The organism is Maribacter antarcticus DSM 21422, assembly GCF_000621125.1.
GTDB lineage: Bacteria > Bacteroidota > Bacteroidia > Flavobacteriales > Flavobacteriaceae > Maribacter > Maribacter antarcticus.
In genome coordinates this window covers 1-24,670 of sequence record NZ_KK211214.1, presented here as the reverse complement: position 1 = coordinate 24,670, position 24,670 = coordinate 1, and the positions used below count along the sequence as shown (strand labels likewise).

Annotated in this window: 17 protein-coding genes and 3 pseudogenes; 4 read left to right on the top strand and 16 right to left on the bottom strand. The window is 37.9% G+C overall.

The window, feature by feature from the left end; all coding sequences use genetic code 11:
• Window positions 1–37: 37 nt before the first annotated feature.
• From Q360_RS0116650 to Q360_RS26775, 5 genes and pseudogenes are all read right to left on the bottom strand, one after another.
• A complete protein-coding gene (locus Q360_RS0116650) occupies window positions 38–1,996 on the bottom strand; it encodes a metallophosphoesterase family protein (RefSeq protein WP_051554785.1) in 1,959 nt (652 codons plus the stop codon).
• A gap of 287 nt (window positions 1,997–2,283) precedes the next feature.
• On the bottom strand, window positions 2,284–2,499 hold the full coding sequence (locus Q360_RS27020; protein ID WP_262493236.1) for a beta-galactosidase small subunit-related protein: 216 nt from the start codon (window positions 2,497–2,499) through the stop codon (window positions 2,284–2,286).
• Window positions 2,408–3,457: pseudogene (locus tag Q360_RS26785) on the bottom strand (beta-galactosidase small subunit-related protein). Before Q360_RS26785 ends, Q360_RS27020 begins: the two are co-directional and overlap by 92 nt.
• 60 nt (window positions 3,458–3,517) lie before the next feature.
• Window positions 3,518–4,714: a glycoside hydrolase family 2 TIM barrel-domain containing protein gene (locus tag Q360_RS26780; RefSeq protein ID WP_245603283.1), complete on the bottom strand. Its 1,197-nt coding sequence runs from the start codon at window positions 4,712–4,714 to the stop codon at window positions 3,518–3,520.
• A pseudogene (locus Q360_RS26775) lies at window positions 4,684–5,157 on the bottom strand (sugar-binding domain-containing protein). The gene Q360_RS26780 and the pseudogene Q360_RS26775 overlap by 31 nt, the downstream one beginning before the upstream one ends.
• An 881-nt stretch (window positions 5,158–6,038) precedes the next feature.
• Here Q360_RS26775 and Q360_RS0116640 point away from each other — a divergent pair.
• Window positions 6,039–7,157, top strand: coding sequence for a ThuA domain-containing protein (locus tag Q360_RS0116640; RefSeq protein ID WP_156950149.1), 1,119 nt, complete (start codon window positions 6,039–6,041; stop codon window positions 7,155–7,157).
• Between the two features lie 128 nt (window positions 7,158–7,285).
• Here Q360_RS0116640 and Q360_RS0116635 read toward each other — a convergent pair whose 3' ends face one another.
• The 11 genes from Q360_RS0116635 to Q360_RS0116585 all read right to left on the bottom strand — a co-directional run bounded on the left by Q360_RS0116635 (window position 7,286) and on the right by Q360_RS0116585 (window position 19,206).
• On the bottom strand, window positions 7,286–7,621 hold the full coding sequence (locus Q360_RS0116635; RefSeq protein ID WP_027078077.1) for an L-rhamnose mutarotase: 336 nt from the start codon (window positions 7,619–7,621) through the stop codon (window positions 7,286–7,288).
• A gap of 27 nt (window positions 7,622–7,648) precedes the next feature.
• Window positions 7,649–8,971 carry an L-fucose:H+ symporter permease gene (gene fucP, locus Q360_RS0116630; protein WP_036196258.1) on the bottom strand — a complete coding sequence of 441 codons (1,323 nt, stop codon included), beginning with the start codon at window positions 8,969–8,971 and terminating at the stop codon, window positions 7,649–7,651.
• A 15-nt stretch (window positions 8,972–8,986) separates the two neighbouring features.
• Window positions 8,987–9,766 (bottom strand): L-fucose dehydrogenase, encoded by a 780-nt coding sequence (locus Q360_RS0116625; protein WP_027078075.1) that lies wholly within the window; start codon window positions 9,764–9,766, stop codon window positions 8,987–8,989.
• Between the two features lie 75 nt (window positions 9,767–9,841).
• Window positions 9,842–10,672 (bottom strand): amidohydrolase family protein, encoded by an 831-nt coding sequence (locus Q360_RS0116620; protein ID WP_027078074.1) that lies wholly within the window; start codon window positions 10,670–10,672, stop codon window positions 9,842–9,844.
• Window positions 10,672–11,526, bottom strand: a complete 855-nt coding sequence (locus Q360_RS0116615) for a fumarylacetoacetate hydrolase family protein (protein ID WP_027078073.1) — start codon at window positions 11,524–11,526, stop codon at window positions 10,672–10,674. The genes Q360_RS0116620 and Q360_RS0116615 overlap by 1 nt, the downstream gene beginning before the upstream one ends.
• A 17-nt stretch (window positions 11,527–11,543) precedes the next feature.
• Window positions 11,544–12,317 carry an SDR family NAD(P)-dependent oxidoreductase gene (locus Q360_RS0116610; protein ID WP_027078072.1) on the bottom strand — a complete coding sequence of 258 codons (774 nt, stop codon included), beginning with the start codon at window positions 12,315–12,317 and terminating at the stop codon, window positions 11,544–11,546.
• Window positions 12,307–13,638, bottom strand: coding sequence for an L-fuconate dehydratase (locus Q360_RS0116605; RefSeq protein ID WP_027078071.1), 1,332 nt, complete (start codon window positions 13,636–13,638; stop codon window positions 12,307–12,309). The genes Q360_RS0116610 and Q360_RS0116605 overlap by 11 nt, the downstream gene beginning before the upstream one ends.
• Window positions 13,639–13,733: 95 nt before the next feature.
• Window positions 13,734–14,606 carry an AraC family transcriptional regulator gene (locus Q360_RS0116600; RefSeq protein ID WP_027078070.1) on the bottom strand — a complete coding sequence of 291 codons (873 nt, stop codon included), beginning with the start codon at window positions 14,604–14,606 and terminating at the stop codon, window positions 13,734–13,736.
• Between the two features lie 37 nt (window positions 14,607–14,643).
• Window positions 14,644–14,808: a hypothetical protein gene (locus Q360_RS25915; protein WP_156950148.1), complete on the bottom strand. Its 165-nt coding sequence runs from the start codon at window positions 14,806–14,808 to the stop codon at window positions 14,644–14,646.
• A gap of 23 nt (window positions 14,809–14,831) precedes the next feature.
• Window positions 14,832–17,846: a DNA polymerase III subunit alpha gene (locus Q360_RS23740; RefSeq protein WP_051554784.1), complete on the bottom strand. Its 3,015-nt coding sequence runs from the start codon at window positions 17,844–17,846 to the stop codon at window positions 14,832–14,834.
• 145 nt (window positions 17,847–17,991) lie between these two features.
• A complete protein-coding gene (locus Q360_RS0116585; RefSeq protein WP_027078069.1) occupies window positions 17,992–19,206 on the bottom strand; it encodes a DNA polymerase Y family protein in 1,215 nt (404 codons plus the stop codon).
• Window positions 19,207–19,427: 221 nt separating this feature from the next.
• On the opposite strand from Q360_RS0116585, the gene Q360_RS0116580 reads away from it, so the two are divergent.
• The 3 genes and pseudogenes from Q360_RS0116580 to Q360_RS23735 all read left to right on the top strand — a co-directional run.
• Window positions 19,428–20,363: a hypothetical protein gene (locus Q360_RS0116580; RefSeq protein WP_027078068.1), complete on the top strand. Its 936-nt coding sequence runs from the start codon at window positions 19,428–19,430 to the stop codon at window positions 20,361–20,363.
• A 295-nt stretch (window positions 20,364–20,658) separates the two neighbouring features.
• Window positions 20,659–23,811: a S41 family peptidase gene (locus Q360_RS0116575; RefSeq protein WP_084273490.1), complete on the top strand. Its 3,153-nt coding sequence runs from the start codon at window positions 20,659–20,661 to the stop codon at window positions 23,809–23,811.
• Window positions 23,812–24,395: 584 nt separating this feature from the next.
• Window positions 24,396–24,670 (top strand): annotated as a pseudogene (locus tag Q360_RS23735) (hypothetical protein); the annotation flags it as partial.

Sequence of the window (24,670 nt, the reverse complement as noted above, 5' to 3'; positions counted from 1 at the left end):
TCTTCTTAAGTATGTTTTTATTTACAATGCCTTGTATCTAATTTCCGCTACGGCGTTTTAATGGCATTACAACACCACTGTTCATATAGATTTGAAAGTGATTGGAGGGTGCACCATTCATAAATTTATCCAATATGGACATAAGCTCAAGCATATTTCGTGTTATGGAGTCTTTGCCGGCCACCATATCCTTATTCAGAAAAGAGCTTGCTATTAACTGGTATTCGCTAAGACGCTTTTGACCAATATCTGTTTGCGCAAGCTGGTCTGCACTTCTCAGTCTATAAAGGTCAAATAGGAGATCGGCACCAGACCAATCTTCCAGCCTTTTTAAGTTAAATTCATCATTTCCAAGACCAATATCGTTTCTGAGTAATAGGCTGGAAACAAACTCTTTTTCTGTTTTCATTCTACGCATTAAATCCTCAAAACCTTCTCCCTGTTTAGCATGTGATAGCGCCAATAATTCCTTCCCTGAACTGTTCAGTAAAAACCTTGAAAATTCTTTTGGCCAATCTGATGGCAAAAAACGCAATCGTACTAATTCCTTTAAATGCCAATTGGTGAAATCGCCGTAGTCCTTTGAAGATAAAATAGTACGGTTCCAAATTTTTTCACCACCCATACGCTTTAAAAAGTCATATTCTTGCTCATACAACTCAAAAAACTCATTAAAACTAGGAACAGTGTTCACAAGTACCGTCTCAACAGAAACAATCCCTTTGTTTTTTAGGGTTACTACCTTATATGCAGGTTTATATGCTGCCAAGGAAGGTACTTGTACGTTTATCAATGTCTTCCCATCAACGTTACTATGAACCCCTGTGTCATTCATGTGCATATGACCGCCAAAATGAAGCTTAAGGCCTGCTTGTGCGAAAATTTCCGCCACCTTTTTGTTAGGAACCCGACTATTTTGCATTTTACCCCCCACCAACAAACTCCCTATTTCCTCAGAAGCCCCATTAGTAAAATCTACCATGGGGTAGTGACTAAAAGCAATAAGCGTTTTTCCGTGCTTTTCTGCCTCTTGGACAATTCGACTCACCCAATCTACTAAGTACCTTTTATTCGTTAATAAATTATCGTGCCCTAAACCAGTGTTAGGGTATTCCAAGGTGTTGTTATCATCAATTAAGACAACCGCCTTTTCTAAATAAGTGTTGGCATCGAGCGATATTAACCATAGCCCTTCAATAGGTTCTACTACATAACTAAGGTCTGGTAACCTATTTTCGTAAGAGTCAATAAGAAGGCTTCTTTGTTGCAACGAAGCCTGGAGCTTAGCTTCTTCGTAGTTGTAATCCTTATATGAATAATTAGAAAATGGAGAGGCCCAATAGCCATATTCCCGTTTAGGATAAAAACCATAATCACCCAGCATTTGGCTAATTCCCTCATATCCTAAATTTTGAATGTCTTTGGTAATCACAACGGGATGCGCTGTACTCAAATCAGGGCTATGCATTGCAGCATCAGAAAAAATGGGTTGTTGTTTTCCTCCTTCACCTAAAAAATCGTATTTCCCATCGTTATGGTTAAAAGGTCTAACCACATCATGATTTCCCGTGGCTAAAAAAAAAGAAATATCGTTAGTTTTAGCGTATTGCTTTAAAATTTTTTTTAACCCTCGGATATGTAAAGGCTGCCCATCGTCAGAAAAATCCCCTGGAAGAAGCACGTACTTTATATTCCTTTCCACCACATCGTCAAGCGCAGCTAAAAAGGCAAAGTAATTTTCATTAAAAATTCGCGTAGAACGTAACTGGCTAGCCATAGTCCGTATCAATACGTGCTCTCCATTTATAGGGTTTTTAACGCCAGTATAATCAGAATCCTCCAAGGTTCCATATACATCTTGTAAATGAACATCAGCAATGACTGCGAATTTAATTTCTTTTTGGCTCAACTCCTTTTGTGTAGCACAAGAAGACACAAAAAATCCTAAAACCAAAAGAGAGCCATAACTGATTTTTCTAAAACAACACATTTTCATTTATAAGATTGCTATATCGCATAAAACTAGTGATTAAAGGTTATCCCGACCATTATTGTTATGCAAACGTTTGCAGCTGTTGAAAGAAGATTATTATAAAATTAACTGTGATCACTGAAATAGCACGACACTCCCCTATATTTGGATTAGCAGTCTTAGGTAGGTTTAGAAACTAAGACAAAACAGATTCTAAATTAGAAATCAAAAGTGGTTAGCGAACAGCACAACTTCAACACCAAAGAAGAAAATATACATATAGAAAAAATGTATATTATTTTTCTACCAATTTAATCTGTGTTCATCATAGGCCGCATCGAAAACGAATAATCATACTGTTTAGGATGAATCGTATATTCACCATGTACCAAAGCTCCCCATGAATTATCGCGACCAACGCCCATTTGTAAATGGTCAATGTTCCATTGTACAGTATTTCCGATTTTGATATCTGCACCATGCTTTTTTGGTGACGGGTACCAATCTAGCGGCAGAAATACCCGCATCTTCACTATTAAAGTCGATTTCTTTCATAGCAAATGGCAAAGTACTAGAATTTAGTAACTCATTGCTTTTGAGTTCCAAGGTTAATGCATCTGAAGAAAGTTGCAACCAGCGAACATCTGTCTTGTTTCCAGTTTCTTGCGGCCTCATATAGCTATGGAATTGCTACGCTACCTTCCCGCTATAGATACTTGCCTTAACCCTTATTTTTCTGTCCCAATAACTTTCCATAGGGCCATTACCGTACCAGGAGATATCAGCATACGAATTGGGAAGTGTTAGATACATCCCTAATTTCGAAATGTTTGGCAGCTCTTTTTGATTCTGTTTAAAGTGATAATCAATATATAATATTCCATTCGCTAAAATTTCATAATCAACTTTAAAATCAGCCTCTGCATTGGGAAGTATATACCCAACACTGAACGAAACACCTTCTTGGGTCTTGGCGGGTTTCCCTATTAATTTGGCGGAATAGCTATAGGAAGCATCCTGCCAAATTTTGGCCCATTTATCCATTCCATTTCCTAAATCGTTATCGGTAAGCAGTCTCCAAAAACTAGGTCTAATAGGCTGATTGGTAATCTTTTTTCCTTCAAAGGCCCACGATATAAACTCACCTGTCTTACTGTTGATTCTACAGTCCGTTTTATCATTTTGTATTTGAATATCCTCCCCAGAAGTACCTATTTGCGACGCTATTTTGTGAGGAAGGGCCGCGACATGCCTTGCCCCTTCATTAAGAATGAACTGATTCCAAGACACTTCATAGCCCTTGGGAACTAAAAGTGTTTCATTTCTCTGAATCATTCTAACTTCTACAATATATTCCTCTTCAGGAATAAAAATATCAGGAACGTTATCAAATTGAATTTTTTGCGTTTGCTGAGCTGGAACATTCAGTTCCATTTTGAATTGCTGATGGACTTCCCTTCTGTTATTCGAAATTTTAAAATACACCTGTTTATCTGAAAAATTGGCGAAGAAATTTTTACTTTCAATTGCTATAATTCCCTTTCCTCAATAGCTAAATTGAACAGGCTCAGACACCTTTTTAGCCTCCAAAAGATGCGGATTTAACTTATGGTAAGGATTCACCAAACCGTTATTCAAAAAATTTCCGTCCGTGAGTAAATCCGGATGGTAGTCATGGCCATAGGCAAAATAAGGTTTACCATTTTCATCTTTGTATTCTAAACTTTGATCTACCCAATCCCGAATAAAACCACCTTGTAGGTTGGGGTACGTTTCTATGATATCCCAATAATCCTGAAGATTTCTAACTGAATTTTCCATACCATGGGCATATTCGATTATGATTGAGGGGTTGTCTGAATCTGATTTCCCGTGTTCGATGAGGTACTCCGGTTTAGGATACATGGGGTAATAGCCATCGGTGTAACCCTCTTTTCCTACAGGTTCATATTGTACGATTCTATTGTCGTCCTGTTCTTTTAGCCATTTGTAAGTTGTCCTAAAAATTTCACCTTCACCAGCTTCGATACCCAAAGACCATGAATAGATTGAAGCATGGTTCCTATCCCAAAAGTACATTCGTTGGGTGCGCATCCTGTAGGCGGGTAACCAACACATCTTATTGCCTATTTGGGTCTTTTCGTCAATAGCCAACAGATGACTTTGGATATTGGCCTCATCAACCACATAAAATCCGTGTGGGTCGCAAAGTTCTAGCCAATAAGGGTCGTTTGGGTAGTGCAAACTTCGAACGGCATTTATATTATTCTGTTTTATTAGTTTAATGTCCTTTTCCATAGATGCCCTAGAGACTATGTGGCCCATTAACAAATCTGTTTTGTGCCTATCTACCCCTTTAATATAGATAGTTTTTCCATTGAAAAGCACTTGACCGTTTTTGATTTCAACTCGTTTAAAACCCGTGTTTCTTTTTATATACTGATTATCTTTTGGATTTTTAGAATCTTCCAATGAAATGGCAAGTCGGTACAAATTAGGTAGTTCCACCGACCATTGTTTCACGTTTTTAATAATGTTTTCTGATGTAAAATCGATACTCGAACCAGCCAAAATTTCAATAGTTACAGCCGTTTTGTACATTGATGCATCCCCATCCAGAAGCTCTAAATTTATAATTCTGGATACAGCTTGTTCAGAATTATTTTGAATGAAAATGGTATTCTTAAATATTCCATTTGTAAAAGTATCATCTAGATTAGAGTAAGCGTAGTAATCCGACACAAATACCTTGGACTGGCATAGAGGTAAACATCGCGTTCAACACCACTCATACGCATCATGTCTTGACTTTCTAAACAACTGGCATCGCTCCAACGGAATAGTTGCAGAGCTATCAGATTCTTTCCTTCGGATAGGTAGTCCGTAATATTGAACTCTGCGGGAGTTCTGCTGCCCTGTGAATAACCCACATAACTGTCATTAATATAAACCTACATGGCTGATTTCACTCCTGCAAAATGGAGAATTACATCTTCGACTAAGAATTCTTAGTCAAGATTAATTTCTTTGTGATAGGCACCTACTTGATTGTAGTCGTTTGGCACATCAGGCCATTTGGCATTAAAGGGATAACGTTCGTCCAAGTAAATGGGAAAGTCGTAGCCTTCAACTTCCCAATTGGCAGGAACCGGAATGGCGTCCCAACCACTGTGGTCATAATCCACATTTTGAAAGGTGATGGAGCGTTGCTTAGGGTCTTTTGTAAAATGAAACTTCCAATCCCATTTAGACTTAAATACCGTTTTAAACTTTCCGTATCAGAAATAGTATCTGATTCAAACCCAAAAAAGTAGCCCTAGGCAGTAGTCTATTTTCTTCAAATATTTGATGGTTGAAGTGGTTGATTCGCGCGGGTACTTCAGGTAAAGGTTCTTGTTTACAGCTGATAACTAAAACTGACAGAAAGATAAGTAAGTGCTGTTTATTGTTCATCCTATGTTTTAATAAATTCAATTTTTTACTAAAAATTTCATCGAGAATTTTCCTTAACTAAAATAATAACTCCGCTACATAGGCCTTAATAATTATGAGGGGGGGCTACTGTGTATTATAGTTTTTTGATAATAGGAATTTTCTCCTTTGACACGACACTTTTCTTTGTTCTGACGCCTGTAAACCTCTTATAGACCTTAACATAATTTTACCCCATGGGAATTTACTAAAATTTCGTCTTTCACGCAGGGAATCTCGGGTCCAAATCCATTCCAGACCGGTAAAAGCACTCAAGAAATTGAGCGCTTTTTTATTTTACCCTTGTACTTAGATAACATGCGTAGTCCTACTATTTCTTGGACTATTCGAGTCCATTTTAAAGTGAATGAAATAGATGGTAAATTATTTTAAAAAATCATAAATCATTAAATTTTATAAATCCTCGACATAAGTGGTAGCACTTTTATATATTGAAGTGAATTAAGGGTGATTCTTGAATTTGCCCATGGCATTACTGTATCTTGTACTTATTCTCCTTCTGAAGATATTTATATCAAAGGACTTCAGTTCGCATGGCATTGGATAGGCAAATAGAAATAAACAAATTAGAACTATGGGGTATTTGAAACTGAGAACTATTTTTGCACTAGCTATGTTAAGCATATGTATATCATGTGGACAAAAGGTAGAAAAAAAGGAGGTTGACGAACCTCAACAATGGCTGACTTTTAATGGTAAGAATCAAGAATCAAAGCATATCGTACTTGTTTCTGGTGATGAAGAATACCGTTCTGAGGAAGCACTTCCGCAATTGGCCAAAATACTCTCAAAGCATCATGGTTTTAAATGCACTGTTTTGTTCGCGCAAGACCCAGAAAAACCTGGAATCGTTAACGCAAATTATGTGAAAAATATTCCCGGTTTGGAAAACTTGGAAAAGGCTGATATGATGGTAATTTTTACTCGATTTCGTGCACTTCCAGATTCACAAATGCAGTATTTCGAAAACTATCTAAAGGCAGGAAAGCCTTTAATAGGAATTCGTACCGCTACCCATGCATTTAATTTTGGGAAAGACGCTGATACTAATTTCGCCCATTACAGTAATGGGTATTCAGGAGATAAAATAGAGTGGACCGAAGGTTTTGGTAGATTGATACTTGGAGAAAAATGGCATACCCATCATGGTCATCATAAAAATCAGAGTACGCGTGGTGTTATTGCAGAGGATGCAACATCCCATCCCGTTACTAACGGTATTGAAAGTGGAAGTATTTGGGGGCCAACGGATGTTTATGGCGTACGTTTTCCTCTTCCCGGAGACAGCAAGCCTATTATTTTGGGACAAGTCATCAATAGAGAAGGAGTATTTGATGAAAACGATATATTCTTTGGAATGAAACCTACAGATAAAATACTGGCTACCGAAAACAGCGAAGGGGTTAAAGTAAATGATATTCTGATGCCAATTGCATGGACCAAAAGCTATCAAATTCCCGACGGAAAAAAAGGAAAAACCTTTACAACAACGATTGGTGCTGCATCGGACATGCTTAATGAGAATGTTCGCAGACTTTTAGTAAACGGAGTTTTTTGGACCATGGATTTACCCGTACCTCAAAAAGCGAACGTTAAACTAATTGGAACATATAAACCATCTGCCTTTGGCTTTAACACGGATGAATATTGGTTAAATAAAAATTTAGAAATCGTAAGTTTTCAGTTAAAATAGGAAGAAGCACCCATCTAAAATAACAGTTTAACTTTAGGACTAAACTCCTTAAAAACTACATTCTAGATCACCTGAATATGTGGTATTTATCTTGAGTTCCTTTTTAACGTTCCCCATGTTCAACTTCTTTAGTCTAAATTAAATATCCGTTTCATTAACAGCCATTTTTCTTCTGGTTGTGCTATTGGGAGTGCTTGTTGATACTTCCGCATTAGAGCCTCCCAGTCTACTACCTTTGAATTTTCAGCATCGGCTTTTTCTTTGGCTTCAAATGAAAAAGTATCATTCGTCTCCATAATCATAAATAAGCGATTACTAACACGATAAATATCTAATACTTGGATACCTGCCGATTGTATGCTCTCGATAATTTCTGGCCAGACATTTTTATGATATGCCTCGTATTCAGCAATTAGCTTTGGGTCATCCTTTAAGTCGAGGGCAAAGCAATGTCTTTTACTCATAAGCTGAGATGATTTATTTGATAGTCCTTAGCCTACCTTATATACTTTTAAAGTTCTGTAGCCATATAATGCAACAACGACAAAACATAGTAGTGGTAAAATAAAAGAAAAGTTAACCTCTGGCACACCCATGATACTAATATCGTTGTAAGCACTTCCTCCCATATCAAGAATTAACCCTTGTAAGACTGGCATTAACGCTCCACCTACTATGGCCATTACTAAAAAAGCAGATGCTGGTTTGGCATCATCACCCAAGCCTGTTAGCGCAATTCCATAAATCGTAGGAAACATAAGTGACATACAAAAAGAGGTAAGCACTAAAGAATATAATCCACCAACACCTTGTATAAAAATAGTTCCCAAACAGCAAGCTATAGCCATTACGGATAAAAGCATTAGTAGTTTTCCTGAATTTATAAATTTCAAAAGATACGTGCACAAGAACCTTCCCAGCAAAAAAATAATTAAGGCGGCATACGCATAGTACACAGCATCGCTGTTTGCAATACCCAAATTCTCGGCATACTGATAAATATAAGTCCAACACATAATTTGGGCACCTACATAGAATAATTGGGCTAAAACCCCACCTACGAAACGTTCTTTTTTAAATATCCTTTTAATAGATTTCCACATGTCTTTGCTACTTCCTTCTTCTCGGCCATCAGGCATTTTCATCAAGGCAATCACGACTAGCATACCTATAACAAAGAGTCCTAATGCCACATATGGATTTCTAATTACTAATAAATCTGAAGTTTTAATTGCAGCTTTGGCCGTTCCTGTTAGCGTTTCATATATACTATTGCCTTGGGCGTCAACATCGTCGGATTGTAATGCGCCCAATATAAAGGCCTGGGCAACAAATAAACCTGTTAAAGCACCTAGTGGGTTAAATGCTTGTGCTAAATTCAATCTTTGTGTTGCTGTTTCTTCAGCTCCCATGGACATAATAAAAGGGTTGGCCGTAGTTTCTAAAAAAGCGAGACCAAATGTAAGAATGTAGAGTGCTAATAAAAAGAATAAATAATTTTCCATGGCCGCAGCTGGATAAAATAATAATGCCCCTGTAGCATAAAGGGTAAGACCTACCATAATACCTACCTTATAAGAGTATCTTTTTACAACAAAAGCAGCTGGTAAAGCCATAGTAAAATACCCTCCGTAAAAGGCAGCCTGTACCCAAGATGCTTGGGTGTTGTTAAGCTCCAAAATCTTTTTAAAAGCAGATACCATTGGGTTGGTAATATCATTAGCAAATCCCCATAGGGCAAATAAAGAGGTGATTAAAATAAAGGGTATTAATACATTTTTTGATACTACTGGTGGTTTTTTATTCTCTTGCATGATTGGTTAATTAGGTTATAGAGATCGGTCCAAATGAGTGTAACCACCATCAACAAATATAAGTTGACCCGTAGTATGTGATGATTTTTCAGAAAGAAGAAAGGTGACCATATCTCCAATTTCTTCCGTAGTGGTCATCCTATTTTCAAAAGGAATACGCTTATTAATTTCTTGCAGCCTTTCCTCTGAATTATCAAAAGTATTAATCCATCTTTCATATAAAGGTGTGTAACATTCCGCAACAATCAATGCATTTACCCTAATAGCATAAGGAAGCAGCTCTACCGCCCACTCTCGGGTTAATGCGTTTCTGCCTCCATTTGCCGCGGCATAACCGGAGGTGCCTCCCTGACCTGTAAATGATGCTTTCGAACCAATATTCAAAATAGCTCCCTTACTCTTTTTCAACTCTGGCAAAGCATAATGAGCCATCATATAATAATGCGTAAGATTCCTGTGTATGGAAGTCATAAAATCTTCATAGCTTCCATTTTCCAATCCTATCGAATCATTGACCCCGGCATTATTTACAAGACCCTCTATACGTCCAAAACGAGCTATACATTCAGCTACGGCATTTTCACATTCCTTCGGCTTAGTCAACTCTGCAAACGCATACCCTGATTGACCTCCCTGCTTCTCGATTTCAGAAACCGTAGCCATGACATTCGTTTTATTTCTTCCTACGATATATGGTATAGCACCCTCTTTTGCCAAGGAAATGCTGATGCCTTTGCCTATGCCTGATGAGCCTCCAGTAACGATGATAACCTTATCTTTTAATTTTAAATCCATTCTATTCTAATATTCCTTCATATTTTGTGTGCCTCATTAGCTCATCCTGCTAAACCTAAAAATTTAAATAATAATCTAGATATCCAAAGCATAAAAATCAATGGCATTTTCACCCATTATCATACCTTGTTCTTCGTCGGTAAATTGTTTTATATAATTTTCCGTAACGCTTAAAACACGACTATAGTTACCTGCCAAAAGACATACAGGCCAATCTGACCCAAACATTACCCGGTTTGCTCCAAACGCTTCAAAGACCACATCCATATATGGTTTAAAATCGTTTTCATTCCAATTTAGCACATTGGCCTCTGTGACCATTCCTGAAACTTTACAATATACATTCATGTGTTTCGCGAGAATTTCAATATCAGTTTTCCATGTAGATATCTTGCCATCTTTAATATATGGTTTCGCCAAATGGTCTAGTACGAATCGTTGCATAGGAAAACGTTCCACTAGTTTAACCGTATTTTTCAACTGATTTGGAAACACCAAGATATCATAGGGCAAATTAAACTGTTCTAATTGCGCAATACCATTACAAAAGGCTTTTCCTAGCATAAAATCATCGCGTTCACTTTGTAATATATGTCTAACGCCTTTGAATGCGCTGTCTGTAGTGAAATGTGCTAAACGCGCTGCTACATTATATTCACATAAATCTACCCAACCTACAACTCCTTTTATAAAATTATGCTTTGTTGACAAATCCAGCAAGAATTTTGTTTCTGCTTCGGATTGATTTGCCTGCACCGCTACGCAGCCTATCATATTCTTTTCCATCAATATATCCTGAAGATCGTTCGGCATAAAATCTCGCCGTAGCACCTCCATAGAATTATCTATCCAGCTATGTTTTACAGGATGATAGTCCCAAAAATGTTGATGGCTGTCTATTCTCATTATTGATATGCCTTTACTTTTTGCTTAGAACTTCCCAAACCTTCTATTCCAAGTTCTACGACATCACCTGGCTTTAAATATTTTGGGGGACTAAATCCTAATCCTACGCCAAACGGAGTACCTGTTGAAATGATGTCTCCCGGTAGCAATGTCATATATTGACTGATATAACTCACTACTTCTTGAACATTGAATATAAAATCAGACGTGTTACTATTCTGAACAATTTCCCCATTCAATTTCAACCAAAGGTTAAGGTTATTGGGGTTCTTTACTTCCTCTTTTGTGGCGATAAAGGGACCTAGAGGAGCGAAAGTATCACAGCCCTTTCCCTTACACCACTGTCCTTCTTTTTCTAATTGAAAGGCGCGCTCACTATAATCATTGTGTAATACGTATCCTGCAATGTGATCATATGCATTTGTTTCAGAAACATACGAGGCTTTCTTACCGATAACAATGCTTAGCTCTACCTCCCAGTCTGTTTTTACGCTACCTTTTGGAATTACCAAATCATCATTTGGGCCAACGATAGCAGAGGTAGCCTTAAAAAATAATACCGGTTCTTTCGGAACCGCCATGCCACTTTCGGCAGCATGTTGTGCATAGTTCAGCCCCACACAAACAATTTTCGACGGCCTCACCAAAGGTGACCCAAGACGTGTTTCCTTGTTTACAATAGGGCAATTTTCTTGATGTATCCTCAACCAGGCTTCCAGCCTATCAAAACCTCCATCACCGAAAAAACCTTCATTATAATCTTCTCCGAAAGCTGAGATGTCTATCCAGCTGCCATCAGGTAATTGAATTCCGGGTTTCTCGTTTCCATCTGTTCCAAATCGTATTAATTTCATACGTTACTCTTTATTTTTTATCCGTTAAGTTTAATAAACCCGCCATCTATGGGGAAATCAGTTCCAGTAATAAAGGAAGCTTCATCCGAACATAGATAAAGGGCTAGGTTGGCTACTTCATCTGGTTTACCCATACGTCCTATGGGTTGTGTTTTGGAAAGGTTTTCAAACATCTCCTTTTCATTTCCGGGGTAATTCGCCTCTATAAATCCATCCACGAAAGGAGTATGGATACGTGCAGGAGAAATACTATTACAACGAATACCATGGGCTATATAATCTTTTGCAATGGAATAGGTCATGGTAAGTACAGCTCCTTTGCTCATAGAATAGGCAAAGCGGTCCGAAATGCCTACCGAAGATGCTATCGAAGCCATATTCAAAATAACACCACCATTTTCCTTCATTCCCGAAATTACAGCCTGCATGCAGTTATACGTTCCTTTAATATTTACATTGTACACTTTATCCATATCACTTTCCAAGGTGTTTTCAATATTCCCAACATGTGCTATTCCAGCATTATTTACTAAAATATCTATATTTCCAGTTTTTAAGATAGTTTCCACTACGCTATTGACGCCCTTCTGATTTGCTACATTACATGCATAGCTAGTTGCCAAACCGCCGGTTCTTTTAATTTCTGTTAGGGTGTCTTTTGCATTATCGAGATGTAGTTCCAAAATATGAACATGAGCTCCTTGTCCTGCAAAAACTATAGAGATTGCCTTTCCGATACCGCTTCCACCGCCGGTGACCAGCACATTTTTATGCTTTAAACTAAATTTCATGTTTGTTATTTTTTTCGTTCTTCCAATATGTCCCGTTAGGAAAAAGATATGTTTCCAAGGACTTTTCTTTCATGGTAATACTATAGCCTGCAAGTTGGGGAGGCATATAGGCTCCGTCCTTAATGGTTACTGGATCATAAAAGTGCTCATGTAAATGGTCTACATATTCGATAATCCTATCCTCCAAAGAACCGCTTATCGCAATATAATCGATCATTGATAAATGCTGGACATATTCACAAAGACCAACCCCACCCGCATGCGGACATACCGGAATCTTAAATTTGGCTGCCATTAGCAATATGGCAAGTATCTCATTAACGCCACCTACCCTGCAGCTATCTATTTGACAGATTCCTATTGCATTGGCCTGCATTAATTGCTTGAACATCACTTTATTTTGGCAATGCTCACCAGTCGCTACTTTAATAGGAGCTACTGCCTCGGCTATCTTTGCATGACCCAAAATATCATCGGGGCTCGTAGGCTCCTCTATCCAATACGGATCAAATTTCTTCAGTGCAGCCATGTTAGTGATGGCCTCGTCAACATCCCATTTTTGGTTGGCGTCCATCATCAATCTCAAATCTGGACCTATTTCTTCTCTGATAATTCCTGCGCGACGCATATCATCTTCCAAATCTGAACCAACCTTTATTTTCATATGATCAAAACCTGCATCTTTTGCTTCTCTACAGAGTCTTCTCATCTTATCATCGGAGTAACCTAGCCAACCTGCAGATGTTGTATATGCAGGATATCCATTTTTCTTTAACAATGCAATCCGCTCTTGTTTGGAACCCTGCTTTTCCTTTACTATAGCCAGCGCCTCTTGCAGAGTAATAGCATCTGTAATATAGGTAAAGTCTACACAGCTTACCAATTCTTCCGGACTCATATCAGCCAACAACCTCCATAGGGGTTTACCTTCCACTTTAGCATAAAGATCCCAAACGGCATTTACGATAGCGCCTGTAGCCAAATGAATAACCCCTTTTTCCGGACCCAGCCAGCGTAGTTGGCTATCCCCTGTAATCATCTTCCAAAAAGCACCCATATTTGAGGTGAAACTCTCTAAGGTTTTCCCCTTGATTAAATAGGATAGAGATTCAATAGCTTGCGTGCAAAGCTCGTTTCCCCTGCCTATGGTAAAGGTGAGTCCATGCCCTTCAATACCGTCTTCACTATTCGTTTTTAAGATAACGTAAGCGGCTGAATAATCTGGGTCCGGATTCATGGCATCTGACCCATCCAGTGACTTACTGGTAGGAAAACGAATATCCTTTGTAATAACTTCTGTTATGATTATTGGTTTTGACATTAGCACTAGTTTTTAACCAAATTTAAGGGGCCTAGACCTAAGAAACCACCTAATTGCACACCACTATCAATACTATTTTTGCTGCTATATCTTTTCTAATAGTTCTTATTGCTATGAGATTTTAGGTAGGAAGAAGGTGATTTTTTATGGATATTACGAAACTGCCGATTGAAATTTGAAATATTATTGAAACCAGCTGAAAACGCTATTGACGTAATACTTTCCTTATTTTCTAAAAGCAATCTACAGGCATAGCCAATGCGTATCTCATTCAAGTAGGTGGTAAACGGTTTCCTATGTGTTTTTTTAAAAAATCTACTAAATGCCGATGTATTCATTCCCACAATCTCGGCCACATCACTAGAGCTGATATGGGTATTGAAGTTTTCGAATACATATTGGTATATTTTATCCAGACGTCTGTTCTCGGTTTTATGAAAGGAATTGACAAAAATAGTACTAGACAGAACCTCATATTTATTATGCTTCGCTAAGCCATCAAAAATTTCAAGAATTCTATATACCCTTGCAGTAGGACTCGCTTCTACTAAACTTTTTATTTTATCCAAAAGATAAGTCGGCAAGTCGTAAAACCTAATACCCAGTCCGGCCTTATCCAAAAGATTAGAAATCGCTTGCATTTCAGGCAGTTCAAAAAAGTAGGTTCCTAAAAATTCTTTTTTAAAATGAATGGATACAGCTTCAGCCTTGAGGGCTGTATCCCCTAGAAAATAAGCCTCATCATTTAACCACATGTGTGGTAAATCCTTTCCAATAAGTACAACTTCACCTTCTTCGAATTTCTGAATACTATCTCCAATAAACCGAGTCCCACAACTTTTAAGGATTAAGGCTAGTTCAAATTCTGGATGATAATGCCAAATCCTTAAAAAATTGGAGTATAGATTATGCGAAACCGTAAGAGACTCGTTAAAAACACTAGATCGGTTTAACAGATGAAGCTTCATATTTACTTTTGAAGTTAATTAATTTTTTCTACGTCTATTAGAAGGCATCACTCTCCTTACTGTTTGCCGCTGTAAAATAAGCTAATAATTCCGTTTCTCCCTCGGGGATCTTTATTTCAATTATAGCCGAATCCGTACTATTACCTATCTTAACCTCCTTATGTTGGTTAGCAATCTGCAAATAGGCGTTGATGAACTTCATTACCTAAATATGATTTCCACCTTTTAGTTCCCTAACAACTTTTTTGATGGTCCAAACACCTTGGCACTGGTCTTCATATCTGCATAGCGAGGATCCTGTACATAATCCTGTTTTTGCATTTTAACCACCTCTATACTCAAAAACCCGAACTCGCTCACCACCTTCCCGTAAAAACGATAGATTCCCCTACCCTGAAAAGGATATATCGCAGCCACGGGAGGGAAAAGTACCGTGTCAAAAACAGCGCCTTGCTGATCTACCAAGGTAGCAAAACACATGCGTTTTCCTTTATGGGTTTTGGTACTCTTCACAGTAACAATATAACCGTAGATATCTATATTTTTATTCAAGTAGCGCTCCAAATCCTTGCTTCCCGTAGTGTTTTTTGGAGGTGTTACCAATAGCGCATACGGGCTGCACAAACAGAACCCCAGTAACTCCAGTTGCGTAAAGGCCATCTCTAAATTCGTAGTATGTAATTTGGGGATTTCAAAATGTTGCTGTTCAGGTCGGAATAGCTTTGGGTGGTCTATTTTAACGTTCTTGGTCAAAAACAAATGTGCTTTCCATAACAGTTCATGTTTGTTGGCTCCCGTAAACCGGAATGAATCGATACGGATTAAGATACTTACCTGCTCTATAGATATGAGCACGCGATCCAAAAAATCTTCCAAAGAAGCATACCTACCATTTAAGGATCTTTCTTTCAACATACGATCTATTACACGGACCTCCAATTCCTTTAAATACATAAAGCCGAGATACAACTGTTTGTCACAAATGTGATTACCTGCAACACTATTGTTAACACAGGGTGCATGAATAATTGCACCCAACATACGTGCCTCATGAATATAAAATTCTGCGCTATAAAAACCGCCTCCGTTATTGAGTACAGCTACCATATACTCTAGTGGAAAATACGCACGCAAAAATAAGGTTTGATAGCTTTCTACAGCGTAAGAAGCAGAATGTCCCTTTGCAAAGGCATAGCCAGCAAAACTGGCCACTTGATTCCATATTTCAAAAATAAGCTCGTCATCATAGCCTTTTTCGCGACAGTTGAAAATAAACTTCTCCTCTACCCTTTGGAACTCTGCCCGTGAGCGGAATTTACCGCTCATACCACGACGAAGCACATCTGCCTCACCCAAATCTAAGCCAGCAAAATGGTGCGCTACCTTAATCACATCTTCTTGGTAGACCATGACGCCATACGTTTCTGGCATAATGCTCAACATAACAGGATGTGCGAGTTCTTCTGCCCTGCCCGGATTACGATGACGTAAAATATACTCCCGCATCATCCCACTTTTGGCTACTCCTGGGCGAATAATGGAACTAGCAGCTACCAGACCCAAATACGTATCTACCTGTAATTTTTTAAGTAGCATACGCATGGCAGGGGACTCTACATAAAAGCAGCCCATACATTGTGCAGTTTTAATCAGATTATTAATCTTGGGGTCCTTTTTAAAGCGTTTAATATCATGAATATCCCACTGGGCAAATTCATCAGGTCTTGTAGCCTCCAAAATAGTGATGGATTCCTTTATTTTTGAAAGCCCACGTTGTCCTAGAATATCGAACTTATACAAGCCCACATCTTCTGCAATCACCATGTCGTAATGGGTAGTTGGGTAGCCTTTAGGTGGTAGATGGGTAGCGGAAAACCAATGTAATGGCCTATCGCTTATCAAAATACCACCAGCATGGATACTTAAATAATTAGGCATCCCTTCCAAAAGTTTTGTGTATTTGACTACTAAGACAGAAATACCATCTAGCCTAGAATCTTGAAAATTACCGTCACAAAGTTTATCAATCTCATCTTTGGGTAAACCAAAAACCTTTCCCAATTCACGTACCATACCACGCCATTTAAAGGTTACATACGTACCTAAAAGAGCTACGTTTTTAAAACGCTCAAAAATATATTGGGTTACGATAGGTCTATCGTGATGGGAAAAATCAATATCAAAATCTGGCGGATTGGCACGATACAGATTCATGAAACGCTCAAAATATAGGTCTAGCTCCATAGGATCTACATTCGTAATACGAAGCAGATATGCGACAATACTATTGGCGCCGCTGCCACGACCTACGTAAAAAAAATCACACCTACGGGCATAGCTCACAATATCCCAATTGATTAGAAAATAAGAAACAAAACCCATTTGTTTAATAAGGCTAAATTCCTTTTCCAAACGAGTAAGTATAGCTTCATCTACATTGGGATAGCGATACGGAAGTCCTTCTGCACAAAGCTTTTCCAGAAAGGCCTCATCTTCCTCTTGGCTACCCAGATAGGTTTTTAAATTTTGAGGTTTTCGTCCTTTGGAAAAATCAAAATGAATGGAGCAGGCATTCATAAAACACTCTGTATTCTCTAGAATAAAAGGATATTCTGAAAAGCGTGCAGCCAAATTTTGAAGTGGAAACATTTTCTCTTCAGGGTCTGCCTGCTCCGTAATACAAAGCTTACTCAATAAGGTATTATTATCTATAGCTCGTAACAAACGGTGTGCGTTAAAGTCGCGCTTATTGCGAAAGGTAACAGGTTGTTGCACCACCAATTTCTCTTTAAATGCTATTAATCTGGAAAATCGCAAACGTCTTAAATCTGCAATGGAAACACCAATAAACTCGTGTTCAGAAAAACTTACCATTTCATTTTGAAGCACCTTTTCAAAAGGGTAAATGACATATGCATTTTTAAACCCAGGGGCTTTTGAAGGGAATTTTTTTTTATGGTGTAAGTGCTCGGAAAGATAATTGTTGAGCTCCAGATAACCATCATTGTTCATTGCTATACCAATAAAACAGGGCTCTACCCCATTTCTAAAATCGATTCCTAAAATAGGTTTTATATGAAGTTCCTGCGCCTTTCGCACAAAATTCAATCCTGCCGAAGTGGTGTTTATATCGGTAAGTGCTAATTGACTTACATGGTTTTCTTGGGCTAATTGTAAAAGCGCAACCTCCGAAAAAGTCCCGTAACGCAAGCTGTAATATGTGTGACAATTTAGATAGATGGCAGACTTGAGATTTTAGACTTGTTTTTATTTAATGATACTGTTGGATACGCAATGTTTACCTTTTGCCTGCTAAAGAACTCCACTAACCCCTAGCGAGCGAGGGAAATTGTTTTGTGCAAATAGATAATAGTACGAGACTTTTTTACTGTTTCCGATGTGCCAACACCACAGGCGGTCTCCCGTCAAACGGATTGTTTATCCTACCTATAGTCTTCGCATCCATACCCGCTGCCCTTAGCACACTCTTGTCGCCGTATCGTTTTCTAATGGCATCCATAGCGTTATAAAGGTTAAGCGTTTCTTCGGTATCCTCAAACAGATTAATCTGATAATTACCAGATACCAAATGACTAAACCTAACCCCTATTAGCCGCACCAATAAACGCCTATTGTATAGCGTTTTGAACAGCTCCAGAATTGTGGGAATTAAAATATGGTCTGCGCTGGTATATGGAATACGCAACTGTTTGGAATAGGTGTTAAAATCAGAATACCGAATCTTAACGTTGATACACGCCGTTAGCTTTTCGCCCCTACGCAGCTGGTAGGCTAAATTCTCGGTCATGGCAATCAAGATTCCCCTTAATTTAACCACATCAATAGTATCCCTGGTAAAAGTCCGCTCCGTAGATATAGATTTTCGTTCGCAAAACGGAATTACCGGTGTATTATCTATACCGTTGGACCTTTTCCATATAATACCCCCGTTTTTGCCCAGTACCCGCTGCATCACATGTATGGGCATTTCTTGTACCGTTCGTACCTGCCGTAATCCCAGATTACGCAGTATTTGGTAGGTTTTATCGCCTACCATGGGTATTTTCTTAATAGATAAAGGCGCCAAAAAAGACTTCTCAAAACCTTCGTCTACCTTAAGGTGGTTATTGGGTTTGGCCTCATTAGTGGCTACTTTTGAGACTACCTTATTCGCCGATAGCCCGAATGAAATAGGTAGTCCCGTTTCCTTTACGATACGCTTACGCAATTCGCCCGAAAACTTATAGGACCCAAAGAAGCGGTCCATTCCCGTTAAATCGGCATAAAACTCATCGATACTAGATTTTTCAAAAAGCGGTACCTCCTCCTTTATGATTTCGGTAACCATATCCGAATGCTTACTATACTCGCCCGAATTTCCACGAATCACAAAAGCTTCGGGGCATAGTTCCTTGGCCATTTTCATAGGCATACCAGAGTGGACACCAAAACCCCTAGTTTCATAACTACAAGCTGCTACAACACCTCGGTCTCCTGTACCGCCAACCAATAAAGGCCTGTTTTGTAAATAGCGATTATTAAGACGCTCAACAGACACGTAAAAGGTGTCCAAATCTATATGTAAAATGGTTTTATTCATTAGTATCCTGAAATTTGGGATAGCTAATTTATGGATTATTTCCTTTTTTATGGATTATTTCCAATTAAAGTAATTAACAATTTTGACAAGAAGATTGATATCCAACATTTAAGCATAACTGACGTTATATTAACACTAAACTATTTTTACATTAACTAAATTCATAATATGCTAATTTGTATATTTTTGAAGAAAAATATCTTTACTCCTATTTATCAGCTATGAAATCCTCATTAACAAACTATTTCTATTTTTTTCTATTTGGCATCTCCTTGTGTTTTTCACAGGACGGAAAATCGGAAATCACCATAAATCATCCCACCCAAGGCACCATATGGTCCATATCTGATCTTGTAAAATTAGAATGGTCAGTAAAAAATATCGACTCGAAAAAGTCAACTCGTTTTTTTCTCATTAGAGACGAAATGGTCGTACAAGAACTAGGGTCCTTTAAAAATTCTGGTATTGCAGAAGGAATAGCACTAGCAAAAAATATTGGTTCCGGAGATCGTTACCAGGTAGTAAGTATCGAATTATTTCCAGAAGATAAATTCCAAATTGCTAAATTCGTCAGCCCCCTATTTACAATTATCAACAAGGCATCAGATGAGCGAAAAAAACAGCGAGAACAGGTAAAAGAAACAGAAGTACCTAAGAAAACGAAAAAACAAAAACGGAAGAAGAGAAAGACCAAGCAAAAACAAGCAACTAAAAAAGAAACGGCAATCCCTGTAAAGAAAAAAGAAGAAATACAGCAACCTTTAAAAACTGAAAATACCATAAAAACGGAAACCAAAAAAGTCCGCGACGAGTTTGAAGGAAGGAAAATCTCCTATACTAAGGAGTTAGAGTTCAACAGCACTAGTATCGTTGTTAAAATATGGGATCACGGCAGGCAAGACGGGGATATTGTATCTATATACCTTAATGGTGCCTCTGTAGTAAGCAAACACTACCTTACCTATTATAAAAAAGAATTTAAGATTGAATTGGACCCAAATAAGTCTAACGACCTTTTCTTGTACGCACATAATTTGGGAACTTCACCTCCCAATACTGTTTCCGTAGAAATTTCGGATGGCACCAAGTCAGAAAACATTATTCTTAACTCTGATTTAAAAAGCTGTGAAGCGGTCATGATTAGCGTAAATAAGTAGGTTTTTTACTATCAAAAAATTGCAAGCATATCTGTTTTAAAACAAAAATGACCCTTTAAAAGGGTCATTTTTTAAATACTCGAAGATAGGCTACGGTATCGTTGCTGAATGGCAAAGCAAGAATCTTTATAATGGTATGGATTCATTCGATGCCTCTAAATGCATTTACAATATTATAATGGATATAATTTTTTCTTAAGAAGCCAGTCCTTCCTATAAAAACCAGCGTCGTCAAAATTCATTGTAAACTTTGACGTCCCTTTTTGTATTTTTAAGCTGACATAAAATATTCAGCATGAACGCTAAAATGCATACCCTCCTTCTATTCGGTTTCCTTTCCAGTACCATTACCATTACCGCCCAAGAGGCCTACTTTTTACTAGACCCCACGGTATCACCAGATGCACAAACCATTGTTTTTAGTTATGATACTGACCTTTGGAGTGTGCCTGCAAAAGGCGGAACAGCATTGAGACTTACCGCTATGGATGGAGAAGAAACCCTGCCAAATATATCCCCAAATGGAAAATGGCTGGCATTTAGTGCTACACAATTTGGCAATAAAGACATCTTTTTAATGCCAATGGAAGGGGGCTCAATTCAACAACTCACCTTTAATGATGCAAATGATGATATGGATAGTTGGGCATGGGATTCTGGTAGTATCTATTTTACTTCCTCTCGAAACAACCGCTATTCAGGATATGAAGTCGCTGTCTCTGGTGGCACCCCAAAACGACTATTTCAAAATTACTTTAATACCGTGGCTAATATTGCCATTCACCCAAAAACAGAAGAAGTCTTTTTTAACGAAAGCTGGGAAGCGAAAAGTTTCACACACAGAAAAAGATATAAAGGAGCGTACAATCCTAACATAAAATCATACAATCCCAAGACTAAAGAGTATAAAGAATATACAAGCTATAACGGAAAGGATTTCTGGGCTACCTTAGATCAAAACGGAACCCTTTATTTTGTGTCAGATGAAGACAATGGGGAGTACAACCTTTATCAATTAGCAACGAACGCTAAAATACAATTGACCCAATTTAACACCTCTATTGGCCGTCCACAAGTTAGTGATAATGGTGAACTGGTTGTTTTTAGCAAGGATTATCAAATTTATAGCTATGATGTTGCCACTAAAACATCAGCCAAAATACCTATTAAAATAACAGAAAATAGAACTTTAAATAAAAAACAAGATTTTAAGATAAAAGGCGAAATCACAAATTTTTCAGTATCGCCAGACAATAAGAAACTGGCATTTGTATCAAGAGGTGAGTTATTTGTGTCTGACTTAAAGGGAAAATTCATAAAACACATCACTACTGATCCTACAGAGCGTGTACTAGAGGTACAATGGCTAAAAGACAACAAAACCGTTTTGTACAATCGTACATACCAAGGCTACACCAATCTATTTACGATTAATGCAGAAGGTAAAACGCCAGAAAAGCAACGTACCAAAGACCTAAGGAATAATGTCAATATTACCATGAATCCAGCGCTTAGCAAAGCGCTTTACATTAGTGGGCGAGACGAGCTACGCTTGCTAGATTTGTCTAGTTTTAAAAGTGAGGTATTGCTAAAAGATGAGTTTTGGGCCCTATATGCGCCACAACCCTACTTTTCCCCAAATGGCAAGCATATTGTATACAATGCGATTCGGAATTTTGAGACAGATGTTTTTGTGATTCGTTTATCTGATAAAAAAATAACCAACCTCACCAATACGGGGGTAACAGAGAGTGACCCGGTATGGTCCCCAGATGGCAAATACCTATATATGGTTTCCAACCTAACCAAACCTTCCTACCCATATGGTCTAAAAGAATCTCAGATTTACCAAATACCTTTAGATAACTATGAGGCACCTTTTACTTATGACAAGTATGAGGAATTGTTTAAAGAAGAAAAAAAAAAGGAGGAAAAAGGCGAAAAAAAGGAAGGGGAAAAAATAGCTAAAAAACCCATTACCATAAACATCAACGAAAAAGGTATTATGGAAAGAATAACCGCTATCAGTCCCTCTTTTGGAAGACAAATAAGACCGTATGTGATTCAAAAAGATGAGGCTATGCATGTGCTTTATTTGAGTAATCATGATGAAGGAAAAACAAAACTTTGGAAAACAGTAATCAAACCTTTTGAAAAAAATAAAATAGAAAAGGTATTGGATGTTGAATCGGATGAATATCAATTAGCAAGTGCTAAAGACACGTATTACCTGTTGAGTAAAGGAAATTTGCACACCTTAGATATTAAAAAAAATGAGGCCAAAAAAATTGAAATGGACTTTACCTTTCGGAGAAATCTATCTACAGAATTTAGTCAAATGTTCTATGAAGCATGGGCGGGTTTTGAAGAGAATTTTTATGATGGTGATTTTCATGGAGAAGACTGGATGCTTCTTCGTAAAAAATATGAGCAATACCTTCCCTATTTAACAAACCGGAATCAACTGCGGTTGCTATTTAACGATATGTTGGGCGAGCTCAATACGTCTCACTTTGGCTTTAGGTCTAGTGGTGATGAGGAAAAGGTGTTTTACAAAACCAAGACCTTGGCTACCGGAATTGAATTTTCAGACGATAATCCTTTTACAGTGGCGCGTATCATCACAGACGGTCCTGCAAATGTTACTGGAAAAAATATTCAAAAAGGTGATGTTTTGGTAGCTGTAAACGGGCAGAAAATAGATGTTAAAAAAAACAGAGAGTTCTACTTTAATCAGCCCTCCCTAGATGATGAATTACAATTATATTTTAAGCGAGAAGAAAAAATAATCTCTATAAACCTACACCCCATAGCTAATTCTGCTCAAAGGAGCCTGCTGTATGATGAATGGGTAGACGAAAATCAGCGCTATGTGGATAAAAAAAGCAACGATAGAATAGCCTACGTTCATATGAAAAACATGGGAGGCGGACAACTAGAAAATTTTAAAAGGGAAATGGTTTCCGAAACCAACCATAAAGATGCATTAATCCTAGATTTGCGCTATAATACCGGCGGCAATGTTCATGATGAAGTCCTTCAATTTTTATCTCAGAAACCATATTTAAAATGGAAATATAGAGATGGTGACTTAGCGCCACAACCGAACTTTGCACCAGCTATAAAGCCCATTATTCTATTGATGAACGAACAATCCTTAAGTGATGCTGAAATGACCGCTGCCGGATTCAAAGCTTTACAATTAGGAAAAACTATGGGTACGGAAACCTATCGTTGGATTATTTTCACCTCTGGCAAAGGGCTAGTAGATGGTTCGTTCTATCGCCTACCAGCTTGGGGATGCTATACTTTAGATGGTGAGAATCTAGAAAAAACAGGCGTTCAACCGGACATACCTATTTCGGAAAATTTTAAGGATCGCATAAATGGTGAAAAACCACAGTTAGATGGCGCCTTACAAGAAATATTTAGCCAATTAAAAGGCTAAGGGTTAATCTAGTAAGAAAATCTATAAGAAGAAATTAAGTATAGCGAAAACACATGTGCCCTTTGTATCCATTAGCATACTAGGAGAAATACGTTATTTTCTATGTCAAAAATATTTAAAGCGATCTCTAAAGCCATTATTGCTGTGGGTTTGGTTATTAGCGGTTTTTAAACAATAAATAAATTTAGAAACGAACAAGGACACCACCTTTTATCAACAAGGGATTAAGCTCAATTAAAGTTCGAAAAAGAATTAAAATATCCGTCCTTTATCAAAAAAAATGAAAAAGTCTTCAATTTATACCATGGTGGTCTCAATGGAGGGGAAGGGTATATTACAGACCTTTGGGATAATTGGTATAAAAAGCGAATGGTGTTATTAACCGTTCTACTGATGTTGATATGGATGCAGCTCAAAAGAACTTACGAATAGCCGAAATACGGTTTTTAAAGGCCTATTTTTATTTAAGTGTAGTCACCACTTTTGGGGACGCCCATCTTAGTCTTGAAGAAACCTAAGGTATAGAGATTGAAGCCAACAAAACTGCACAATCAGAAATTTATAGTCAAGCAATACTTCCTGATTTGGAATTTGCTATTGCAAATTTACCTAATGAACAGTCTGACTATGGTAGAGCAACAAAACCTGCAGCAGAATTTTTGTTAGGGAAAGCACTATTAACACGTAGTTACAAAGAATTTTCTGAAACGTCAGACGCCTCAAGAGCAGAAACCTTATTCAGCAAGGTAATCACGGATTACGGCTTTTCATTGTTGCCTAATTTTGCTGATTTATGGCCTATTGAAAACCAAGAAAATAGTGAAATAGTTTATGTTGTGCCTAATGCTAAAGCGCAAGT

Excerpts from the sequence above, each read along its gene's own strand:
- fucP (WP_036196258.1), bottom strand. The coding sequence starts at position 8,971 with ATGCAAGAGAATAAAAAACCACCAGTAGTATCAAAAAATGTATTAATA.
- Q360_RS0116610 (WP_027078072.1), bottom strand. The coding sequence starts at position 12,317 with ATGAAATTTAGTTTAAAGCATAAAAATGTGCTGGTCACCGGCGGTGGA.
- Q360_RS0116620 (WP_027078074.1), bottom strand. The coding sequence starts at position 10,672 with ATGAGAATAGACAGCCATCAACATTTTTGGGACTATCATCCTGTAAAA.
- Q360_RS0116600 (WP_027078070.1), bottom strand. The coding sequence starts at position 14,606 with ATGAAGCTTCATCTGTTAAACCGATCTAGTGTTTTTAACGAGTCTCTT.
- Q360_RS27020 (WP_262493236.1), bottom strand. The coding sequence starts at position 2,499 with ATGCGGGTATTTCTGCCGCTAGATTGGTACCCGTCACCAAAAAAGCAT.
- Q360_RS0116580 (WP_027078068.1), top strand. The coding sequence starts at position 19,428 with ATGAAATCCTCATTAACAAACTATTTCTATTTTTTTCTATTTGGCATC.
- Q360_RS25915 (WP_156950148.1), bottom strand. The coding sequence starts at position 14,808 with ATGAAGTTCATCAACGCCTATTTGCAGATTGCTAACCAACATAAGGAG.
- Q360_RS0116575 (WP_084273490.1), top strand. The coding sequence starts at position 20,659 with ATGAACGCTAAAATGCATACCCTCCTTCTATTCGGTTTCCTTTCCAGT.
- Q360_RS0116650 (WP_051554785.1), bottom strand. The coding sequence starts at position 1,996 with ATGAAAATGTGTTGTTTTAGAAAAATCAGTTATGGCTCTCTTTTGGTT.
- Q360_RS0116615 (WP_027078073.1), bottom strand. The coding sequence starts at position 11,526 with ATGAAATTAATACGATTTGGAACAGATGGAAACGAGAAACCCGGAATT.
- Q360_RS0116625 (WP_027078075.1), bottom strand. The coding sequence starts at position 9,766 with ATGGATTTAAAATTAAAAGATAAGGTTATCATCGTTACTGGAGGCTCA.
- Q360_RS0116585 (WP_027078069.1), bottom strand. The coding sequence starts at position 19,206 with ATGAATAAAACCATTTTACATATAGATTTGGACACCTTTTACGTGTCT.
- Q360_RS0116640 (WP_156950149.1), top strand. The coding sequence starts at position 6,039 with ATGGGGTATTTGAAACTGAGAACTATTTTTGCACTAGCTATGTTAAGC.
- Q360_RS0116605 (WP_027078071.1), bottom strand. The coding sequence starts at position 13,638 with ATGTCAAAACCAATAATCATAACAGAAGTTATTACAAAGGATATTCGT.
- Q360_RS0116635 (WP_027078077.1), bottom strand. The coding sequence starts at position 7,621 with ATGAGTAAAAGACATTGCTTTGCCCTCGACTTAAAGGATGACCCAAAG.